Origin of the sequence: Actinomadura sp. K4S16, assembly GCF_008327685.1 — a bacterium.
GTDB lineage: Bacteria > Actinomycetota > Actinomycetes > Streptosporangiales > Streptosporangiaceae > Spirillospora.
In genome coordinates this window covers 451,469-468,441 of sequence record NZ_BDDE01000013.1, presented here as the reverse complement: position 1 = coordinate 468,441, position 16,973 = coordinate 451,469, and the positions used below count along the sequence as shown (strand labels likewise).

The window sequence follows — 16,973 nt, the reverse complement described above, 5'->3', positions numbered from 1 at the left end:
AGAGGACCTGTATGGAGACGACTGCCGGACCGTTCCTGGCGATCTACCTGAACGACCACCTCGCGGGCGCGGCGGCGGGTGTGGGGAGGTCGCGCGCGCTCGCCCAGGCGCACCAGGGCAGGCCCGACGAAGAGCGGTTGCAGCGGCTGGCCGACGACATCGCGGCCGACCGGGGAGCGCTGCTGGCCATCATGGGGTCGCTCGGCATCGCCGTCCGCCACTACAAGAGCATCGCGCTGTCCGTGGCCGAGAAGGCGGGACGGCTCAAGTTCAACGGCCGCCTGAAGGAGCGCTCCCCGCTGACCGACCTGGTGGAGTACGAGTTCCTGCGCCTGGCCGTCGAGGGCAAGGCCGCGGGGTGGCGCACGCTGCGCACGCTCGCCGACCGGACGCCGGACCTGGAAGCGGACGAGCTGGAGACGCTGCACGACCGGGCCGAGGCGCAGATCGACCTCCTCGAAGAGCTCCGCAAGAGCGCCGTGGCCGAGGTCTTCACCGGGTGAGCGGCGCGGCCGCCCCCTCAGCGAGGGCGTGGGCGCGCTCCGGGGCGAGCCGCCCGTCCGCGACGACCACGGTGATCGCGCGCTCCAGCCGTTCGGGGACGGTGAGGGGCTCGTCCCACGCCGGCGCGGGCCCGACGCCCGGGTACTCGGCGACCCGGACGAACCACGGATCGAGCCCGGTGGTCTGGACGAACACCAGGCTCCACGCGTCGGAGGTCAGCGCGAGCCACGGGGTGACGCTGCCGTGCACGGCCTTCTCACCGGACGCCTCGCCGGTGAAGACGGCGAGACCGGCGGAGTCCTTGGGGGCGCGCCAGAAGAAACCGCCGTACCCGGCGCCGGTCCGGCCCTTGCACGCCGAGCTCTGCAGGACGAGGGGCTGCCCGGTCCGCCCGGTCAGCGTGAACGCGAAGTCCAGCGCCCACGCGCCGGGGACGGTCCGCGCCACCAGGGTCCGCTCCTCGGTGGCGAGGACGGTCCCGTCCGGCCCCGTCCAGGCGAGTTCTTCCGCGTAGCCGCCGTCGACGGGACGGAGCGATCGGCGCCTCTGCCGTCCGTGGTTCGCGAGCATCCGCGGCCCTTCCCCGCGGACGTAGGTCGAGCCGCCCCAGAAGTTGACGCCGTCGACGTCGGAGATCGCGACACTGACACCGAGGTGGTGGACGTGGTCCTCCGGGCGGCTCTCGGTGACGACCGTCCCGCCGAGGGTCCGCACCGGGTGCAGGTGGGGCCGCGGTGCGTCGGTGGCCTGGAGGTCGCCGCGCTGGACGTATTCGGCCACCTCCCGCCCGTCCACTCGCAGCGAGGTCTGCGGCCACGGTGCCCGCACGGACCCCAGGCTGCCGGGAAAGCCCAGCTCGGAGAAGGTCTTCAGGTCCTCGGCGGCGCGCACGGCCAGGTCCGCGATACCTGGCAGGACCAGCCTGGACGGCTCGGCCCGGACGAACCGCGCCTCGATCGGACGCGGGTCGGGGGCGAGCCGGATCGCGTCGAGCAGCCGGGTGAAGCCTCCCGTGCGGGCGAGCGGCACGAGGAGGTCCGCGCCGTCCCGCACGTGCGCGACGAGGTTGTCGAGCAGATCCGCCCGGCCGTGGCCGGTGACGACCCCGTCCGCCTCGATCTCGTCGACCGTGTAGAAGAGGCGCGCGGACCGGTCCCGGCCGTGCAGGTGCAGGTAGGGCTCGGTACGCCGGTCGGAGCAGAGGGAGACGGTGATCGCGATGACCGTCCCGTCCGCGAGCAGGACCCGCACGCTGGAGGTGTCGTCGGACTCGATGGCGTTGGCCCGGTACAGCTCCAGCTCGACGTCGGCGATCGACTCCGCCGCGTCGGCCCCGGCGACGGCCAGGGCGGTCGCGACCGCGTGGGCGAAGGGGTTGGTGAGGGCGCCGTCCATGACGTCGGCGCCGTCCAGCCTGCGGCGGCCCGCCCAGGCCGAGCGGGTGTAGTAGCCGAACGGCCGGCTCCACGCCCCGGCCACCCCGATGCCGCGCACCGGTCCGCCGACCAGGTCCCGGGCGGCCTGGATCGCCTCCGAGCCGAGCGACTGGAAGCCGACCTGGCACGCCAGCCCCGTCCGGGCCACCGCATCGGAGATCCTGGCGAACTCCTCGACCGACGGCGCGGGCGGCTTCTCCAGGAGCACGTGCGCGCCCGCGTCGAGGGCGGCCACGGCCAGCGGGGCATGGGTGTGGATCGGGGTGGCGATCACCGCGATCTCCGCCCCGGTCTCGCGGATCAGCGCGGGCAGGTCCGCCGACACGGGCACGCCGAGCCCGGACGGCGGCCGCACGTCGCAGACGCCGGCCAGCTCGACCCGGCCCGCCGCGCCGAGCCGGGCGACGTTGTCCAGATGGTGGCGCCCGTACCCGTGGACCCCGGCCACGACGACCCGGACCGGCCTCACCGGGCCCACCTCGTCGGCGCGCCCGTCGCGCGCAGCTCCGCACCGGTGATCTCCACGGGGGACGGGCCGGCGAGCAGTCCGAGGTCCGCCAGCGAGGCGTCCTCGACCAGTTCCACCATCGCGGGATGGTGCAGGGCGAGGGCGAGCTGCCCGGACAGCTCGGTGAGCAGGTGCGGGTAGACGGGCACGTCGAAGACGCGGGCGAGGTCCGCGATGCGCAGGAACGGGGTGATGCCGCCGACCCGCACCACGTTCGGCTGGACGACGTCGCAGGCACCCGCGGTCAGCAGGTCGCGGAAGCCGTGCGCGGTGGCGACGTTCTCCCCGACCGCGATCGGCGTGCCGATGCCGCGGCGCAGTTCCGCGTGGGCGGCGATGTCGTCGGCGGGCAGCGGCTCCTCGATCCAGAACGGGTCGAAGCGCTCCAGCGCCCGCAGCGCGGTCCGTGCCCGGTGCAGGTCCCACCGCTGGTTGGCGTCGATCATCAGCGCCGTGTCCGGGCCGACGGCTTCGCGGACGGCGGCCACCCGCGCGACGTCCTCGGCGAGCGAGGGGCGGCCCACCTTGACCTTGACGGCGGGGTATCCCTCGGCGGCCCACCGCGCGGCCTGGGCGGTCAGTTCCTCCAGCGTGTAGTGGAGGTTGACGCCGCTCCCGTAGACGGGGACGCGGTCCCGCCGCGCCCCGAGGACCTCGACCAGCGAACGCTCGCCGCACTCCAGGTCCCACAGCGCGAGGTCCACACCGGCCATCGCGAGCGGGACGATCCCGGTGCGTCCCGCCTCACCGAGGTGGGCCGACAACCGGTCCCAGACGAGGCCGGGGTGCGCGGGAAGCCCGATCACCGCGTCCCGGACGTCGTGCTCCAGCAGCGCCTTGACCGCGTGCGCTCCGATCTGCGGGGTCCAGGAGATGCCGGTCCCCGAGCGTCCGTCGTCCAGGGTGAGCGTGACGACCAGGACGTGGTTGCAGGGCACGTCCGCGCCCCACGGCCGGGCCAGCGGCACCGACCGCGGCGCGACCGACAGATCCTTGATCATTCGAGGGTCCGTTCCATGGGCGAGCGTCCCTTCAGGAGAGCTCGGTGCGCCAGCTGCGCTCGGGGGTCCAACCCAGCAGCCGTTCGGCCTTGGCGGAGGAGAAGGCGGGGGAGGTGCCGGTGAGGGACTCGGCCCGCTCCTCGGCCTGCGGGACGAAGCGGGGGAGCAGCTCGGCCAGCGGCTCGCGGGCCAGCGCGTCGGCCGCGCCCGCGAAGAACACCTCGCCGTTGCGCTCCAGCCGGGGCAGCCCGGCGAGCAGGGCGTCGACGAACGCCCCGGCGTCGCGGGCGTCGATGTAGTTGAACAGCGAGGCGCCGCCGATCTCGGGCCGGTCGAGCCGCTCGCGGATGGTGTGGCCCGACTGGGTGGGGGCGCCCTCCCACTCCTCGGGCGCGACCACGAAGCAGGGCCGGAACGCGGCCATCCGCGTGCCGTCCGCGGAACGGGCGAACGTCTGCACGGTCTGCTCGGCGACCAGCTTCGACAGGCTGTAGACGTTCCAGGGACGGGTCGGGTGCTCCTCGTCCAGCGGCAGGTAGTCGGGCGCCCAGCCGCCGGGCGCGCCGTAGCCGATCACCGTCGGGCTGCTGGCGACGACCAGCCGCTCCACGCCGAGCGCGACCGAGGCCGCGCAGACGTTGAAGGCGAGCCGGGTGTTGACGCGGAACGTCGTGGCGTCCGTCCGGCCGAAGGGGACGGCGATGGCGGCGAGGTGGACGACCGCGTCCGGCCGGAACCGGGTGACGGCGGAATGGGCCTCGCCGAGGTCGGTGAGGTCGGCCGGTAGGGTGGCGGCGGCGTCCCGGGGGGTGCCGGGGGCGGTGTCGACGCCGATCACCTCGTGCCCGGCGGCCGCCAGCACGGCCACGACGCTTCGGCCCAGCCGGCCCGCGCTTCCGGTGACGAGCACTCTGCTCACCGCGGCGACTCCTTCGATCTCCCTGCAAACAGTTGCAGTAACGATCGCTCCATCCTTGGCGGTACGTCAAGCATCTGCTTTTGACCAGGAGAAACACTCCGTACGCTCTGCTGTGGCGTGCAAACGGTTGCGTTAGGATGGGCATCATGGCAGTGACGATCCGGGATGTGGCGCACGCCTCCGGCGTGCATGTGTCGACGGTGTCGCGGACCTTCTCCGCGCCCCACATGGTCAACGCCGAGACGCGGACCCGGGTCCTCGCGGTGGCCGAGCGGCTCGGCTACCGGCCGAACCGCGCGGCCCGCTCGCTCACCACGGGCCGGACCAACAACCTCGGGCTGATCGTGGCCGACCTCGCCAACCCGTTCTTCCCCCCGCTGATCAAGGCCGCCCAGGCCGCCGCCCGCGGCCAGGACTACCACCTGTTCGTCGCCGACACCGACGAGGACCCCGCTGAGGAGCAGGACCTCGTCCAGGCCTTCTCCAAGCAGGTGGACGGCATCGTGCTGTGCAGCCCGCGCTCGTCCAACAAGGCCCTGGAGAAGCTGGCCGAGACGATCCCGTTCGTCCTGGTCAACCGGCGGATGCGCGGGGTGCCGACCGTCGTCATGGACGTCGCCCAGGGCGCCCGCGCCGCGATGGAGCACCTCGCCGCGCTCGGCCACCGGCGCGTCGCCCTCGTCTCGGGGCCGGCCGGCTCCTGGACGAGCGGCGAGATCCGCCGTGCCGTGGCCGACGTGCCCGGCCTCGACACGCTCGTCATCGGCCCCAACGCGCCCACCGAGAGGGGCGGCATCGCGGTCGCCGAACGGGTGGCCGAGGCGGGGGTCACCGGGGTCCTGGCCTACAACGACCTCGTCGCGATCGGCCTCATCGAGGCGCTGGAGGAGCGGGGCGTCGGCGTGCCCGGCGACGTCAGCGTGATCGGCGTCGACGACAGCGTCACCGGGCGGCTGCACCGGCCGAAGCTCACGACGGTCGCGATGCCGACGGCCGACGCCGGCCGCATGGCCGTCGACCTGCTCATCAAGTCGATGAGCGCCGCCACCGTCCTGGAGACGCACCTGGTCGTCCGCGAGTCCACCGCCCCTCCGAAAGGATCCCCATGAGGCTTCACGACGGCGCTCCCGGCGCTACTCCAGAAAACGACGCCACCCCCGAATCCGGCGCAGGGCTCGACTTCGGTGTCACGCCGGAAGGGGAGCGGGTCGAGCGGCACGTGCTCGACAACGGGCGGCTGCGCGCCTCCGTCCTCACCTACGGCGCGATCCTCCAGCGGCTTGAGATCGCCGACGGCGCCGACGTCGTCCTGGGTCTCCCCACGCTGGATGACTACCTGCACCGCAGCCGGTACTTCGGCGCGGTCGTCGGCCGGTACGCCAACCGCATCGCCGGGGGCAGGTTCACGCTCGACGGCAGGCAGCACCGGCTCGCCGTCAACGACGGCGCGCACAGCCTGCACGGCGGCGTCCGCGGCTTCGACAAGCGGGTGTGGCGCGTGGAGACGGCGGGCCCGGCGGAGCTGCTGCTGAGCCTGGCGAGCCCGGACGGCGAGGAGGGCTACCCCGGAGAGCTGCACGCCCAGGTCCGGTACGCCCTGGACGGCGACGCGCTGCGGCTGGAGTACCGGGCAACGACCGACGCCCCCACGGTGGTCAACCTGACCAACCACTCCTACTTCGACCTGTCCGGCACGCGGGACGTGCGCCGCCAGGTGGTGACGATCGAGGCCGACCGGTACCTGCCGGTGGACGAGGGCAAGATCCCAACGGGCGAGCCCGCCCCGGTGGCCGGGACGCCGTTCGACTTCACCGTCCCCACCCGGGTGGGCGCGCGGCTCGGCGGCCGCTACGACCACTGCTTCGTGCTCCGGGGCGGGGCGGCGGTCGCCGATCCGGCCACCGGGCGCACGATGGAGGTCACCACCACCGAACCGGGCGTCCAGTTCTACACCGGCCACATGCTGGACGGCGTCGCCACGCCCTACGGCCCGTTCGCCGGGCTCTGCCTGGAGACCCAGCGCTTTCCGGACGCGCCGAACCGGCCCGCGTTCCCGTCCGCGGTCCTGCGGCCCGGCCAGGAGCACGTTTCGGTCACCACCTACCGCTTCGGTCAGGCCTGAACTGCAAGCGGTTGTAGTAACAGCTCGCAACCCGCAACAATCTGGCGCTCGCGCTGCGTGCTGGATCTTCCCTTGACCTGGGAAGATCTGAAACGGCCGCGGAGCTGATCGTGAGCCAGCTCACTGCAAAGGGTTGACGGGATCGACGGCGGAGCTATAAGAAAGCGCTATCTCAATTCGCCCGACTGACCGAGGGGCCAGTGATGACGCTGAGATCCGCGGGGTCCGGCACGGCGGCGACGCCGCAGCCGCCGGCCGTGCCGCCCGCCGGGGCGGGCGCGCCGCGGTGGAGGCGCGGGCGCCGGCGGCGTGCGGGCTCCCGCGCGCGCTCGCAGGCGTGGGCGGCCCACCTGTTCCTGGCCCCGTGGTTCATCGGCCTGTTCGCCGTCACGCTCGGCCCGATGATCGCCTCGCTGTACCTGTCGTTCACCGACTACAGCCTGCTGAGCGAGGCGCACTGGGTCGGCCTGAAGAACTACGACACGATGTTCACGGCCGACGACCGGTTCATGAACTCCCTCAAGGTCACGACGACCTACGTCGTCGTCTCCGTCCCGCTGCAGCTCGCGTTCGCCCTCGGGCTGGCGATGGCGCTGGACCGGGGGCTGCGCGGGCTGTCGTTCTACCGGTCGGTCTTCTACCTGCCCTCGCTGCTCGGCGGCAGCGTGGCGATCTCGATCCTGTGGCGGAAGATCTTCGGGGTGGACGGGATCGTCAACACCTTCCTCGGCTGGTTCGGCTACCACGGGCAGGGCTGGGTCACGAGCCCCGACACCGCGCTCTGGACGCTGATCGTCCTGCACGTCTGGACGTTCGGCGCCCCGATGGTGATCTTCCTGGCCGGGCTGCGGCAGATCCCGCAGAGCCTGTACGAGGCGGCCCGGGTGGACGGCGCCGGCCGGGTCCGGCAGTTCCGCTCGATCACGCTGCCGCTGCTCACACCGATCATCTTCTTCAACGCCGTGCTGGAAGTGATCAAGTCGTTCCAGTCGTTCACGCAGTCGTTCGTCGTCAGCGGCGGCAACGGCGGGCCGGTCGACTCGACCCTCTTCTACACGCTCTACCTCTACATCAAGGGCTTCAAGAACTACGAGATGGGCTACGCGGCCGCCATGGCGTGGGTGCTCCTGCTCATCATCGCGGCCCTGACCGCCGTCAACTTCCTCATGTCTCGATTCTGGGTCTTCTATGGCGACGACAGGTAAGCGCATGGCGACAGGCGACCGCGCGAAGGGCGATCCGGCGGCGGGCAGGCGGACACCGGTGCTGTTCCGGCCCGTGTCGCGGCTGACCAGGCACCTGCTGCTGATCGCGTTCGGGCTGTTCATGCTCTACCCGCTGCTCTGGATGATCTCCAGCTCGGTCAAGCCCGAGGAGCTGATCTTCCGGGAGCCCGGCCTGGTGCCGTCCGAGGTGACCGGCGAGAACTACTCCGAGGGGTGGGTGGCCCTCAAGCACTCCTTCGGCTACTACCTCTGGAACTCCGCGGTCATCACGTCCCTCGCGGTCGTCGGGAACCTGCTGGCCTGCTCGATGGCCGCCTACGCGTTCGCCCGGCTGGAGTTCCCGCTCAAGCGGTTCTGGTTCGCGCTCATGCTGGGCTCGATCATGCTGCCGCACCATGTGACGGTCGTGCCGCAGTACATCATGTTCAACAAGATCGACTGGATCAACACGATCTGGCCGATCGTGGTGCCGAAGTTCCTCGCCACCGACGCGTTCTTCATCTTCCTGATGGTGCAGTTCATCCGCACCCTGCCCCGGGAGCTGGACGAGGCCGCGGCGATCGACGGCGCGGGCTACTGGCGCACGTTCCTGCAGGTGGTGATGCCGCTGTGCGTCCCGGCGCTGGCCACCACGGCGATCTTCACCTTCATCTGGACGTGGAACGACTTCTTCACCCAGAACCTCTACCTCACCAATTCCGACCAGCTCACCGCCCCGGTCGCGCTGCGCCAGTTCATGGACTCCAGCGGCGACTCCTCCTGGGGGCCGATGTTCGCGATGTCGATCATCTCGCTCGGCCCCATCTTCGGCTTCTTCCTGGCCGGCCAGAAATACCTCGTCCGAGGAATGGCGACGACCGGCCTCAAATAGGCCCCGCTCCCGCACGGCCTCCCGCCCTCCCGAACCGGCCCCCCGTCCCTCCCCACCCCCGTCCCCGGAGGTACACGACTGATGAAGCGCATCCTGGCGGCCACCGCCCTCACCCTGCTCGCGGTGTCGGCCACCGCGTGCGGCAGCGGTGACGGCGATTCCGGCGGCAAGAACAAAATCGTCTTCTCCTACTGGGGCAGCGACTCCCGGCAGAAGCTGACCGAGGCGGCCATCGCCAGGTTCGAGGCGAAGAACCCGGGGATCGACGTCGAGGGCGACTTCTCCGACTGGGACAGCTACTACGAGAAGCTGGCCACCAAGACCGCCGCCGGGGACGCCCCGGACGTCATGTCGATCGAGATCCGCGGCCTGGCCGAGTACGCGGGCCGCGGCACCCTCGCCGACCTGACCGGCAAGGTGAACACCGCCGATCTGGACCAGAGCGTCCTCAAGGCCGGCCAGGTCGACGGCAAGCAGTACGCGATCCCCACCGGGGTCAACGCCTTCCCGTTGATCGTCAACAGGGCGGCCCTGGAGAAGTACGGCCAGAGGATGCCGGACGACAAGACCTGGACCTGGGACGACTACATCGCGACGTCCCAGAGGATCACCGAGAAGAGCGGCGGCAAGGTCTGGGGCACCGAGTACAACGAGAACCCGGCGTTCCTGCAGATCTTCGCCGCGCAGCGCGGCGAGCAGTTCTACGGCGACGGCAAGGTGGCCCTGTCGGAGCAGACCGTCAAGGACTGGTGGGCCCTGCTGAAGAAGATCATCGACACGAAGGCCGGCCCGTCCGCGAGCAAGATGCTGGAGACGGGCACCAAGGTCGACCTGGCGCTGCTCGGGTCCAACACCAGCGTGTTCGGCAGCTGGTGGAGCAACCAGCTCGACGCGCTGACCAAGGGCTCCGGGCAGGAGCTCGACCTGCTGCGCATGCCGAAGGCGCCGGGCGCCTCCGCCTCGGGCATGTTCCTCCAGCCGGCGATGTACTACACGATCTCGTCCCGGACCGAGAAGTCCGAGAACGCCCGCAAGTTCGTCGACTTCCTGGTCAACGACCCGGAGGCCGGCGGGATCCTGCTCAGCGACCGGGGCCTGCCCACCAACGCCAAGGTCATCACGGCGATCAAGGGCAAGCTCACCCCGGCGGACCAGAAGGTGCTGGCCTTCATGGAATCGATCAAGGGCGACCTCAGCCCGGTGGTCGTCCCGCCGAAGGGCGCGATGGAGATGGAGGACATCCTCAAGCGCGCCACCGACTCGGTGCTGTTCGGCAAGGCGCAGCCGGACGCGGCGGCCAAGACCTTCCTCACCGAGGCCGACAACGCGCTTTCCTGACGTCCGCCCCGTGACGAGCCGTGCGGCCCGAGGACGGCCGGGCCGCACGGCGCCATCCCCCCGGCGCCATTCCCTCTCTGGAGTTCCCCGCATGCGATACGCCTTCGTCGGGCTCGGCCACCGGGCGCAGATGTACGTCGACGCGCTGCTCGGCGAGTGGAGCGACACCGGTGAGATCACCGCGCTCTGCGACCCCAACCGGACGCGCCTGCGCTACTACCTCGACCGGATCGGCCGCGAGGTGCCGTGCTTCGCCCCCGAGGAGTTCGGCGCGATGCTCGACCTCGCCGACGCCGTCGTGGTCGCGACCGTCGACGCCGCCCACGCCCGCTACGTGGTCGCGGCCCTCGACGCCGGCAAGGACGTCGTCGTGGAGAAGCCGCTGTGCACCACCGCCGAGGACTGCGCCGCGATCGTCGAGGCGGCCGAGCGCGCTCCGGGCAGGCTCGTCGTCACCTTCAACTACCGGTACTCGCCGCGCAACAGCGCCGTCCGCCGACTCATCGCGGACGGCGCGATCGGCGACGTCACCTCGGTGCACTTCGACTGGGCGCTCGACACCGTCCACGGCGCCGACTACTTCCGCCGCTGGCACCGCGACAAGGCGAACTCGGGCGGGCTGCTGGTGCACAAGTCCACCCACCACTTCGACCTGGTCAACTGGTGGATCGCCGACGCCGCCGCCTCCGTCTACGCGCAGACGTCCCTGCGCTTCTACGGCGCCGCGAACGCCCGCGCCCGCGGCCTCGCCGACCGGCCCGCCCGGGCCCGCGGCGCGGCTCGGCTCGGCACCGACCCGTTCCTGCTGGACCTGTCCGCCGACCCGCGGCTCAAGCGCCTCTACCTCGACGCCGAGCACGAGGACGGCTACCTGCGAGACCAGGACGTCTTCGGCGAAGGCGTCACGATCGACGACAACATGGCGGTCCTCGTCCGCTACGAGGGCGGCGCGCTGCTCACCTACTCCCTCAACGCGCACGCGCCCGCCGAGGGCTACCGCGCGGTCGTCAACGGCACCGCCGGACGGCTGGAACTGGACGTCGTCGAGCGCGCCTGGACGCCGCCGCACGCGGCGATCGACCCGACCGCGTCCGGCAAGGAGCACGCCGCGGGCGCGTCCGAGCGGCTCGTGCTGCACCGGCACTGGCGGGAGCCGGAGGAGATCGCCATCGAGAAGGGCGCGGGCGCGCACGGCGGCGGCGACGCCCTGCTGCTGGACGACGTGTTCCGCGGACCGTCGCGGGACCCGCTCGCCCGCCAGGCCGGATACCGCGCGGGCGTCGCGAGCGTGATGATCGGCGTGTCCGCCGACGAGTCCGCGACGACCGGCGCCCCCGTCCCACTCACCGCGAGCGGCACCCGTCGGGCCGACTGATGCGCCCCCGCCCACCAAACCCCCCGGCCCAAGCAGACCCCGCCGGTCCAGCGGGGTTCGCGGGCTTGGCGGGCGTCGCCTCACGGCAGCGCGGGTTGTTCCCGGTGCCGGGGCCCGGCCTGCGCGAACGGCTCGGGGACGCGCTGGGCGTCCTCGACCTGCGGGCCCGTGACGTCCGGGTCGAGCGGCGCTGGACCCGCGACGGGCTGGACGGGGAGGAGCTCTCCTGGACGGTCGGCTTCGGGCCCCGCACCCGCGCATACCTGCTGCGTCCGCACGGCGTCCCCGGCCCGCTGCCCGGAGTCCTCGCGATGCACTGCCACGCGGGCATGAAGTGGGCGGGCAAGGACAAGATCGCGGACGGTCCGGAGCCGCCGCCGCCGGAGGTCGCCCGTCTGCGCGACCGGCTCTACGGCGGCCGCGCCTACGCGGGCGAGCTGGCCCGCCGGGGCTTCGCCGTGCTCGCCCACGACGTCTTCGCGTGGGGCAGCCGCCGGTTCCCGCCGGCCGATCTGCCGCCGGTGGAGGGCATGGGACCGGACGCGAGCGAGCCCGAACGCTACGACCGCGCCGCCCGCGACCACGAGCACGTCCTGGCGAAGGCCTGCACCCTGCTGGGCACCTCGTTCACGGGCGTCCTCGCCTCCGAGGACCTCGCGGCCGCCGCGTACCTGCGCTCCCGCCCCGACATCGCCCCCCTCTCGAACACAACATCTGCCTCGGCCGCCGTCTCCGATTCGGCCGCCGTCTCCGGCTCGGGCATCGCTTCCGAATCGGACGTCGGCTCTGCTTCGGACGCCGGGTCTGTGGCCGTGATCGGGCTTTCGGGCGGCGGGGTGCGGGCCGCCGTCCTGGGCGCGCTCGATCCGGGGATCGGCGCGGTGGCCGTGGCGGCGGCCGTGTGCTCCTTCCGCGACCTCCGCGAGGAGCACGTGGGGGCCCACTCCTGGATGATGTTCCCGCCGGGCCTGACCCGGCTGGCGGACTGGCCGGGCGTGGTGGCTTCGCGCGCCCCGGCTCCGCTGATGGTCCTCTACGCCGCCGCGGACCCGCTCTTCCCCGCCCGGGGCATGCGCCGGGCACACAGGCAGATCACCGACGCCTACCGGGACGCGCCCGCCCGCTACACGGGTGCCTTCTTCGACGCCCCGCACCGCTTCGACCGCGCCATGCAGGACGCGGCCTTCGACTGGCTCGCCGGCGTGGTCGCAGGCGAAGCGTTCCCGTAGATGCCGCCCACAGTCCTCGCACCACTCGCCGTGCCAGTGACCACCTCTGGCACAAACCACCCGATTGGAGAACGACGATGCAGCTGAGACCCCTCATCACCTGCGGCGGCCTGCTGGCCGGCGCGCTCGTCGCCCTGCCCGGCACCGCCGCGCACGCCGCCACCACCCGCTACGAGGCCGAGACCTCGCCGGCGGTGTGCACCGGCACCATCGACTCCAACCACAGCGGCTACTCCGGCAGCGGGTTCTGCAACGGCACGAACAAGGCCGGCGCCTACGCGCAGTTAACGGTGAACGCGTCGGCGGCCGGCAGCGCGACGCTGCGGGTCCGCTTCGCCAACGGCACCTCCAGCGCGCGGCCCGCTGACGTCGCGGTGAACGGTTCCGCCGTCCCGTCGGCGTCGTTCGAGAGCACGGGCTCGTGGGACGCCTGGGCCACGAAGACGATCACGGTGGCGCTGAACGCCGGCGCCAACACCGTCCGGTTCACCCCCACCGGCGCCGAGGGACTGCCCAACATCGACTACGTCGACGCCGAGACCGGCGACACCCCGCCCCCCACCGGCGGCGACACGCTGTACGTGGCCCCGAACGGCAGCGACGGCGCGTCCGGGACCCAGTCGGACCCGACGACGCTCACGTCGGCGATCGGGCGCATCACCCCCGGCGGGACGATCTACCTGCGCGGCGGGACCTACCGCTACTCGCAGACGGTCACCATCCCGCAGGGCCGCAACGGCACGCAGGGCGACCGCTCGGAGCTGTTCGCCTATCCCGGTGAGACGCCGGTCCTGAACTTCGCCGCCATGAGCGAGGACCCCGCCAACCGCGGCCTCGCCGTGAACGGGTCGTACTGGCACGTCCGCGGCGTCGTCGTCGAGCACGCGGGCGACAACGGGATCTTCGTGGGCGGCAGCGGCAATGTCATCGAGCGCACGGTGACCCGCTACAACCGCGACACCGGGCTCCAGATCTCCCGGATCGCCTCCGACACCCCGCGCGACCAGTGGCCGTCGGGCAACCTCGTGCTGAGCGCGGAGTCGCACGACAACGCCGACTCCGACGGGGAGGACGCCGACGGCTTCGCCGCGAAGCTCACCGTCGGCTCCGGCAACGTCTTCCGCTACGACGTCTCCCACAACAACATCGACGACGGCTGGGACCTCTACACCAAGAGCGCGACCGGCGCCATCGGCCCGGTGACCATCGAGGACTCCCTCTCCTACGGCAACGGCACGCTCTCCAACGGCGGCCAGGCCGGGAACGGCGACCGCAACGGCTACAAGCTCGGCGGCGAGGACATCTCGGTCAAGCACGTCGTCCGGCGCAACATCGCCTACCGCAACGGCCACCACGGGTTCACCTACAACCGGAACCCCGGCCCGATGACGGTGTCGGACAACGCGAGCATCGACAACGCCGAGCGCAACTTCTCGTTCGACGCGGGCACCTCGGTGTTCCGGAACGACACCTCGTGCCGGTTCGGCGTCGACGGATCGAACGACAAGGTCGTCGGCGACGCCGACGGCTCCAACCAGTTCTGGACCGGCGCGAACGGCTCTCGGTGCTCCTCCTACGCCGGCGCCCTCGGTTGGTCCTTCGCCTCGGACGGCCGCCTCGTCGTGACTTTCGGAGGCAGGGCCCTCAAGTCCTGACGGCTCCCTGATCCCGGCCTTCCCCCAGCCCGGCGCCGGGGGAAGGCCGGGGTCATCGCGCGCCACCCGGTGTCATCGTCGCGCGGGGCCGGGGTCGTCGTGGCGGGCGCGGCGGGTGTCGACGTTGGCGGTCAGGGTGCCGAGGACGCCGGGCAGATCCGCCACGGTCTGCTCGGGCAGGCCGGCCACCGTCTCCTCCGCCAGGTCGCACCACAGCTCCTTGACCCGCTCGGCCAGGGCCGCCCCGGAGTCGGTGAGCTCCACGATGCTGGCGCGCTTGTCGGACGGCGCGGCCCTGCGGCGGATGTGGCCGGACGCCTCCAGCTTGCGGGCCATGAGCGTGACGCTGGGCGGCTCGCAGCCGAGCGCCTCGCTGAGCTGGGCCTGGATCCTCGGGCCGGTCCGGGCGAGTTCGAGCAGCAGCGTCTCCTGGCCGGGATGCAGGCCGAGCGGGGTGAGCAGCGCCGCGGCCCGGGCCCGGTGGCGCAGGCTCAGCAGGCGGATGGCCTGGTTGATCGCGTCGGCGCGGTCGAAGTCCACGGCCCCTCCTTGACGAGATAGTTATGCGCATAACATTATGCGGATAACTAATTCTAGCGCGACGTCGAGGAGCCGACATGTCCGTGAAGGTCGCCGTCATCTACTACAGCTCGACGGGCGCCGTGCACGCGCTCGCCGAGGCCGTCGCCGAGGGCGCCGCCTCGACCGGGGCCGAGGTGCGGCTGCGGCGGGTCGCCGAGCTGGCCCCCGAGGCCACGATCGACGAGAACCCGCAGTGGCGGCGGCACCGGGACGCCACCGCCTCGATCCCCGAGGCCGCGGTCGAGGACCTGGCCTGGGCCGACGCGTACGCGTTCGGCACGCCGACCCGCTTCGGCGCGCCCGCCGCGCAGCTCAAGCAGTTCATCGACCAGACAGCCGGACTCTGGCGGGAGGGCGTGCTCGCCGACAAGCCGGTGACGGCCTTCACCTCGGCGTTCAACCGGCACGGCGGGAACGAGGCCACGCTCATCTCGCTGGCGAACGTCTTCTACCACTGGGGCGCGCTGATCGTGCCGCCCGGCTACACCGACCCTGCCGTCTACGCCGCCGGAGGCAACCCCTACGGCGCCTCGTCCGTGACCGGCCCGTCCGGCGACGGCCCCGACACGGCGGTCCTCGACGCGGCCCGCTACCAGGGCCGCCGCCTGGCCGAGACCACCCTCCGCCTACTCGCGGGCAGCCGTGAGCGGGTGGGTCACCCGTGAATCGCCCCCTGCCGGTGCGGGCGCGTACCGGCAGGCCCGATCGCCGCACCGGCTGTGCCCACTCGTCCCTAGGAGGCGCTTGTGTTGTCCGAACCGATTGAGAAGACTCTGGTCCGCGAACCCGGGGAGGTGAGGACCGGTCCCGCCTGGATGGTGCTGGGGCTGGTCTGCGCCTGCCAGTTCATGGTGATTCTGGACGCGTCCATCGTCAACGTCGCCCTGCCCTCGATCGACCGCGACCTCGGCTTCTCGGCCGCGGGCCTCGCCTGGGTGGTGAACGGGTACCTGCTCACCTTCGCCGGCCTGATGCTGCTGGGCGGACGCGCCGCCGACCTGTTCGGCCACCGCCGGACGCTGGCCGCCGGGATGTTCCTGTTCTCGGCTTCCAGCCTGGTCGGCGGCCTGGCGCACGCGCCGCAACTCCTGGTCGCGGCCCGCGTCGTCCAGGGCGTGGGGGCCGCCATGCTGGCCCCGGCGACGCTCGCCGTGATCAGCACCGGCTTCCCCGGGGAGCGTGCGCGCGCGAAGGCGTTCGGCGCGTGGTCCGCCGCCGGCGGCGTGGGCGGGATGGCGGGCGCGGTCGCGGGCGGCGCCCTCACGACGGGCCTGTCCTGGCGCTGGGTCTTCCTGATCAACGTGCCGATCGGCGCGGTGCTGATCGTGGTGGCCATGACGGCGCTGGCCGGCGCCCGGGCCGGCCGGCGGGAGCCGCTCGACCTCACCGGCGCCGTCACCGGGACGGCGGGGCTGGCCGCGCTCATCTACGGGGTCATGCAGAGCACCGACCACGGCTGGACGTCCGCGCGGGTCGCCGGGCCGGTCGCGGCGGGCCTGCTCCTCATCGCCGCCTTCCTCGTGGTGGAGGGACGCTTCGCTGCCCGGCCGCTGATGCCGCTGCGGCTGTTCAGGATCAGGGGAGTGGCCGTGGGCAGCGGCATGCTGCTGCTCTTCGGTGGGATCGCGCCCGCGATGTGGTACTTCACGTCGCTGTTCCTGCAGAACGTCCTCGACTACGGCGCGCTCCGGGCCGGGCTCGGGCAGACGCCCGCGGCAGTGACGTTCCTGGTGGTCGCGCGCATCGCCGCCGGGCTGCTGCCGCGCACCGGCGCGCGCCTCCTGATACTGGCGGGCTGCGGCTGCTTCCTGGCCGGGTTCGGCTGGCTCTCCCAGGCGGACGCCGCAAGCGCCTACCTCACCGCCCTGCTCGGGCCGACGCTGCTCGTCGCGGTCGGCATCGGGCTGACGTTCCCCACCCTCATGGCGGTGACGACCGCCGGTGTCCCGGCGGGCGACGCCGGGATCATCGGCGGCGTGGCCAACACCGCGGCCCAGGCGGGCGGCGCGGTGGGGCTCGCGGTCCTCGCGACGGCCGCCACCGCCCGGACGGCGGCGGCGCCCGGCGGGCCGGCCGCGGTCGAGGCCCTCGCCGCCGGCTACGACCGGGTCTTCCTCATGGCGGCCGGGCTGGGCCTGCTGATCGCGGCGGTCGGCCTGCTGCTGCCGCGCCGCCGAGCCGCCGCGTGACGGCGCGCCGCGAAAGCC

15 protein-coding genes are annotated in these 16,973 nt (G+C 72.4%); 11 read left to right on the top strand and 4 right to left on the bottom strand.

Annotated elements, in window-relative coordinates; all coding sequences use genetic code 11:
- The first annotated feature begins 11 nt into the window (after positions 1 to 11).
- A complete protein-coding gene (locus tag K4S16_RS17285) occupies positions 12 to 503 on the top strand; it encodes a hypothetical protein (protein WP_149259957.1) in 492 nt (163 codons plus the stop codon).
- Here K4S16_RS17285 and K4S16_RS17280 read toward each other — a convergent pair.
- From K4S16_RS17280 to K4S16_RS17270, 3 genes are read right to left on the bottom strand one after another with little or no spacing between them, the layout of a single operon-like run.
- Complete coding sequence (locus K4S16_RS17280) at positions 493 to 2,409, bottom strand: DUF6807 family protein (protein ID WP_149259956.1); 1,917 nt, start codon at positions 2,407 to 2,409, stop codon at positions 493 to 495. The genes K4S16_RS17285 and K4S16_RS17280 overlap by 11 nt on opposite strands.
- Positions 2,406 to 3,449, bottom strand: a complete 1,044-nt coding sequence (locus tag K4S16_RS17275) for a mandelate racemase/muconate lactonizing enzyme family protein (protein ID WP_149259955.1) — start codon at positions 3,447 to 3,449, stop codon at positions 2,406 to 2,408. Before K4S16_RS17275 ends, K4S16_RS17280 begins: the two co-directional genes overlap by 4 nt.
- Before the next feature lie 31 nt (positions 3,450 to 3,480).
- Positions 3,481 to 4,368, bottom strand: coding sequence for an NAD(P)-dependent oxidoreductase (locus tag K4S16_RS17270; protein ID WP_149259954.1), 888 nt, complete (start codon positions 4,366 to 4,368; stop codon positions 3,481 to 3,483).
- Positions 4,369 to 4,514: 146 nt separating this feature from the next.
- Between K4S16_RS17270 and K4S16_RS17265 the strand changes: the two genes are divergently transcribed.
- The 8 genes from K4S16_RS17265 (at position 4,515) to K4S16_RS17230 (ending at position 14,184) form a co-directional block, all read left to right on the top strand.
- The gene (locus K4S16_RS17265; RefSeq protein WP_149259953.1) at positions 4,515 to 5,477 is read left to right on the top strand and encodes a LacI family DNA-binding transcriptional regulator; all 963 of its coding nucleotides are present in this window, start codon (positions 4,515 to 4,517) and stop codon (positions 5,475 to 5,477) included.
- Positions 5,474 to 6,490, top strand: coding sequence for an aldose epimerase family protein (locus K4S16_RS17260; protein WP_149259952.1), 1,017 nt, complete (start codon positions 5,474 to 5,476; stop codon positions 6,488 to 6,490). The genes K4S16_RS17265 and K4S16_RS17260 overlap by 4 nt, the downstream gene beginning before the upstream one ends.
- A 203-nt stretch (positions 6,491 to 6,693) precedes the next feature.
- Positions 6,694 to 7,695: a carbohydrate ABC transporter permease gene (locus K4S16_RS17255; protein WP_149259951.1), complete on the top strand. Its 1,002-nt coding sequence runs from the start codon at positions 6,694 to 6,696 to the stop codon at positions 7,693 to 7,695.
- A gap of 121 nt (positions 7,696 to 7,816) precedes the next feature.
- Positions 7,817 to 8,587, top strand: a complete 771-nt coding sequence (locus tag K4S16_RS17250) for a carbohydrate ABC transporter permease (protein ID WP_235036901.1) — start codon at positions 7,817 to 7,819, stop codon at positions 8,585 to 8,587.
- A gap of 81 nt (positions 8,588 to 8,668) precedes the next feature.
- Positions 8,669 to 9,925, top strand: a complete 1,257-nt coding sequence (locus tag K4S16_RS17245) for an ABC transporter substrate-binding protein (protein ID WP_149259949.1) — start codon at positions 8,669 to 8,671, stop codon at positions 9,923 to 9,925.
- Between the two features lie 91 nt (positions 9,926 to 10,016).
- Entirely contained in the window at positions 10,017 to 11,300 is a 1,284-nt protein-coding gene (locus K4S16_RS17240) for a Gfo/Idh/MocA family protein (RefSeq protein WP_149259948.1), read from the top strand.
- Positions 11,301 to 11,404: 104 nt separating this feature from the next.
- The gene (locus K4S16_RS17235) at positions 11,405 to 12,529 is read left to right on the top strand and encodes an acetylesterase (protein WP_149259947.1); all 1,125 of its coding nucleotides are present in this window, start codon (positions 11,405 to 11,407) and stop codon (positions 12,527 to 12,529) included.
- Positions 12,530 to 12,606: 77 nt separating this feature from the next.
- Entirely contained in the window at positions 12,607 to 14,184 is a 1,578-nt protein-coding gene (locus tag K4S16_RS17230) for a carbohydrate-binding protein (RefSeq protein ID WP_149259946.1), read from the top strand.
- A 72-nt stretch (positions 14,185 to 14,256) separates the two neighbouring features.
- Here K4S16_RS17230 and K4S16_RS17225 read toward each other — a convergent pair whose 3' ends face one another.
- Positions 14,257 to 14,724 carry a MarR family winged helix-turn-helix transcriptional regulator gene (locus K4S16_RS17225; protein WP_149259945.1) on the bottom strand — a complete coding sequence of 156 codons (468 nt, stop codon included), beginning with the start codon at positions 14,722 to 14,724 and terminating at the stop codon, positions 14,257 to 14,259.
- A 77-nt stretch (positions 14,725 to 14,801) separates the two neighbouring features.
- On the opposite strand from K4S16_RS17225, the gene wrbA reads away from it, so the two are divergent.
- Both wrbA and K4S16_RS17215 read left to right on the top strand, forming a co-directional pair.
- On the top strand, positions 14,802 to 15,431 hold the full coding sequence (gene wrbA / locus K4S16_RS17220; protein WP_149259944.1) for an NAD(P)H:quinone oxidoreductase: 630 nt from the start codon (positions 14,802 to 14,804) through the stop codon (positions 15,429 to 15,431).
- Between the two features lie 84 nt (positions 15,432 to 15,515).
- Entirely contained in the window at positions 15,516 to 16,955 is a 1,440-nt protein-coding gene (locus tag K4S16_RS17215; protein WP_235036864.1) for an MFS transporter, read from the top strand.
- Positions 16,956 to 16,973: the final 18 nt, after the last annotated feature.

Coding starts and splice junctions, on each gene's coding strand:
- K4S16_RS17260 (WP_149259952.1), top strand. CDS start 5,474: ATGAGGCTTCACGACGGCGCTCCCGGCGCTACTCCAGAAAACGACGCC.
- K4S16_RS17285 (WP_149259957.1), top strand. CDS start 12: ATGGAGACGACTGCCGGACCGTTCCTGGCGATCTACCTGAACGACCAC.
- wrbA (WP_149259944.1), top strand. CDS start 14,802: ATGTCCGTGAAGGTCGCCGTCATCTACTACAGCTCGACGGGCGCCGTG.
- K4S16_RS17255 (WP_149259951.1), top strand. CDS start 6,694: ATGACGCTGAGATCCGCGGGGTCCGGCACGGCGGCGACGCCGCAGCCG.
- K4S16_RS17230 (WP_149259946.1), top strand. CDS start 12,607: ATGCAGCTGAGACCCCTCATCACCTGCGGCGGCCTGCTGGCCGGCGCG.
- K4S16_RS17275 (WP_149259955.1), bottom strand. CDS start 3,449: ATGATCAAGGATCTGTCGGTCGCGCCGCGGTCGGTGCCGCTGGCCCGG.
- K4S16_RS17245 (WP_149259949.1), top strand. CDS start 8,669: ATGAAGCGCATCCTGGCGGCCACCGCCCTCACCCTGCTCGCGGTGTCG.
- K4S16_RS17265 (WP_149259953.1), top strand. CDS start 4,515: ATGGCAGTGACGATCCGGGATGTGGCGCACGCCTCCGGCGTGCATGTG.
- K4S16_RS17250 (WP_235036901.1), top strand. CDS start 7,817: ATGCTCTACCCGCTGCTCTGGATGATCTCCAGCTCGGTCAAGCCCGAG.
- K4S16_RS17240 (WP_149259948.1), top strand. CDS start 10,017: ATGCGATACGCCTTCGTCGGGCTCGGCCACCGGGCGCAGATGTACGTC.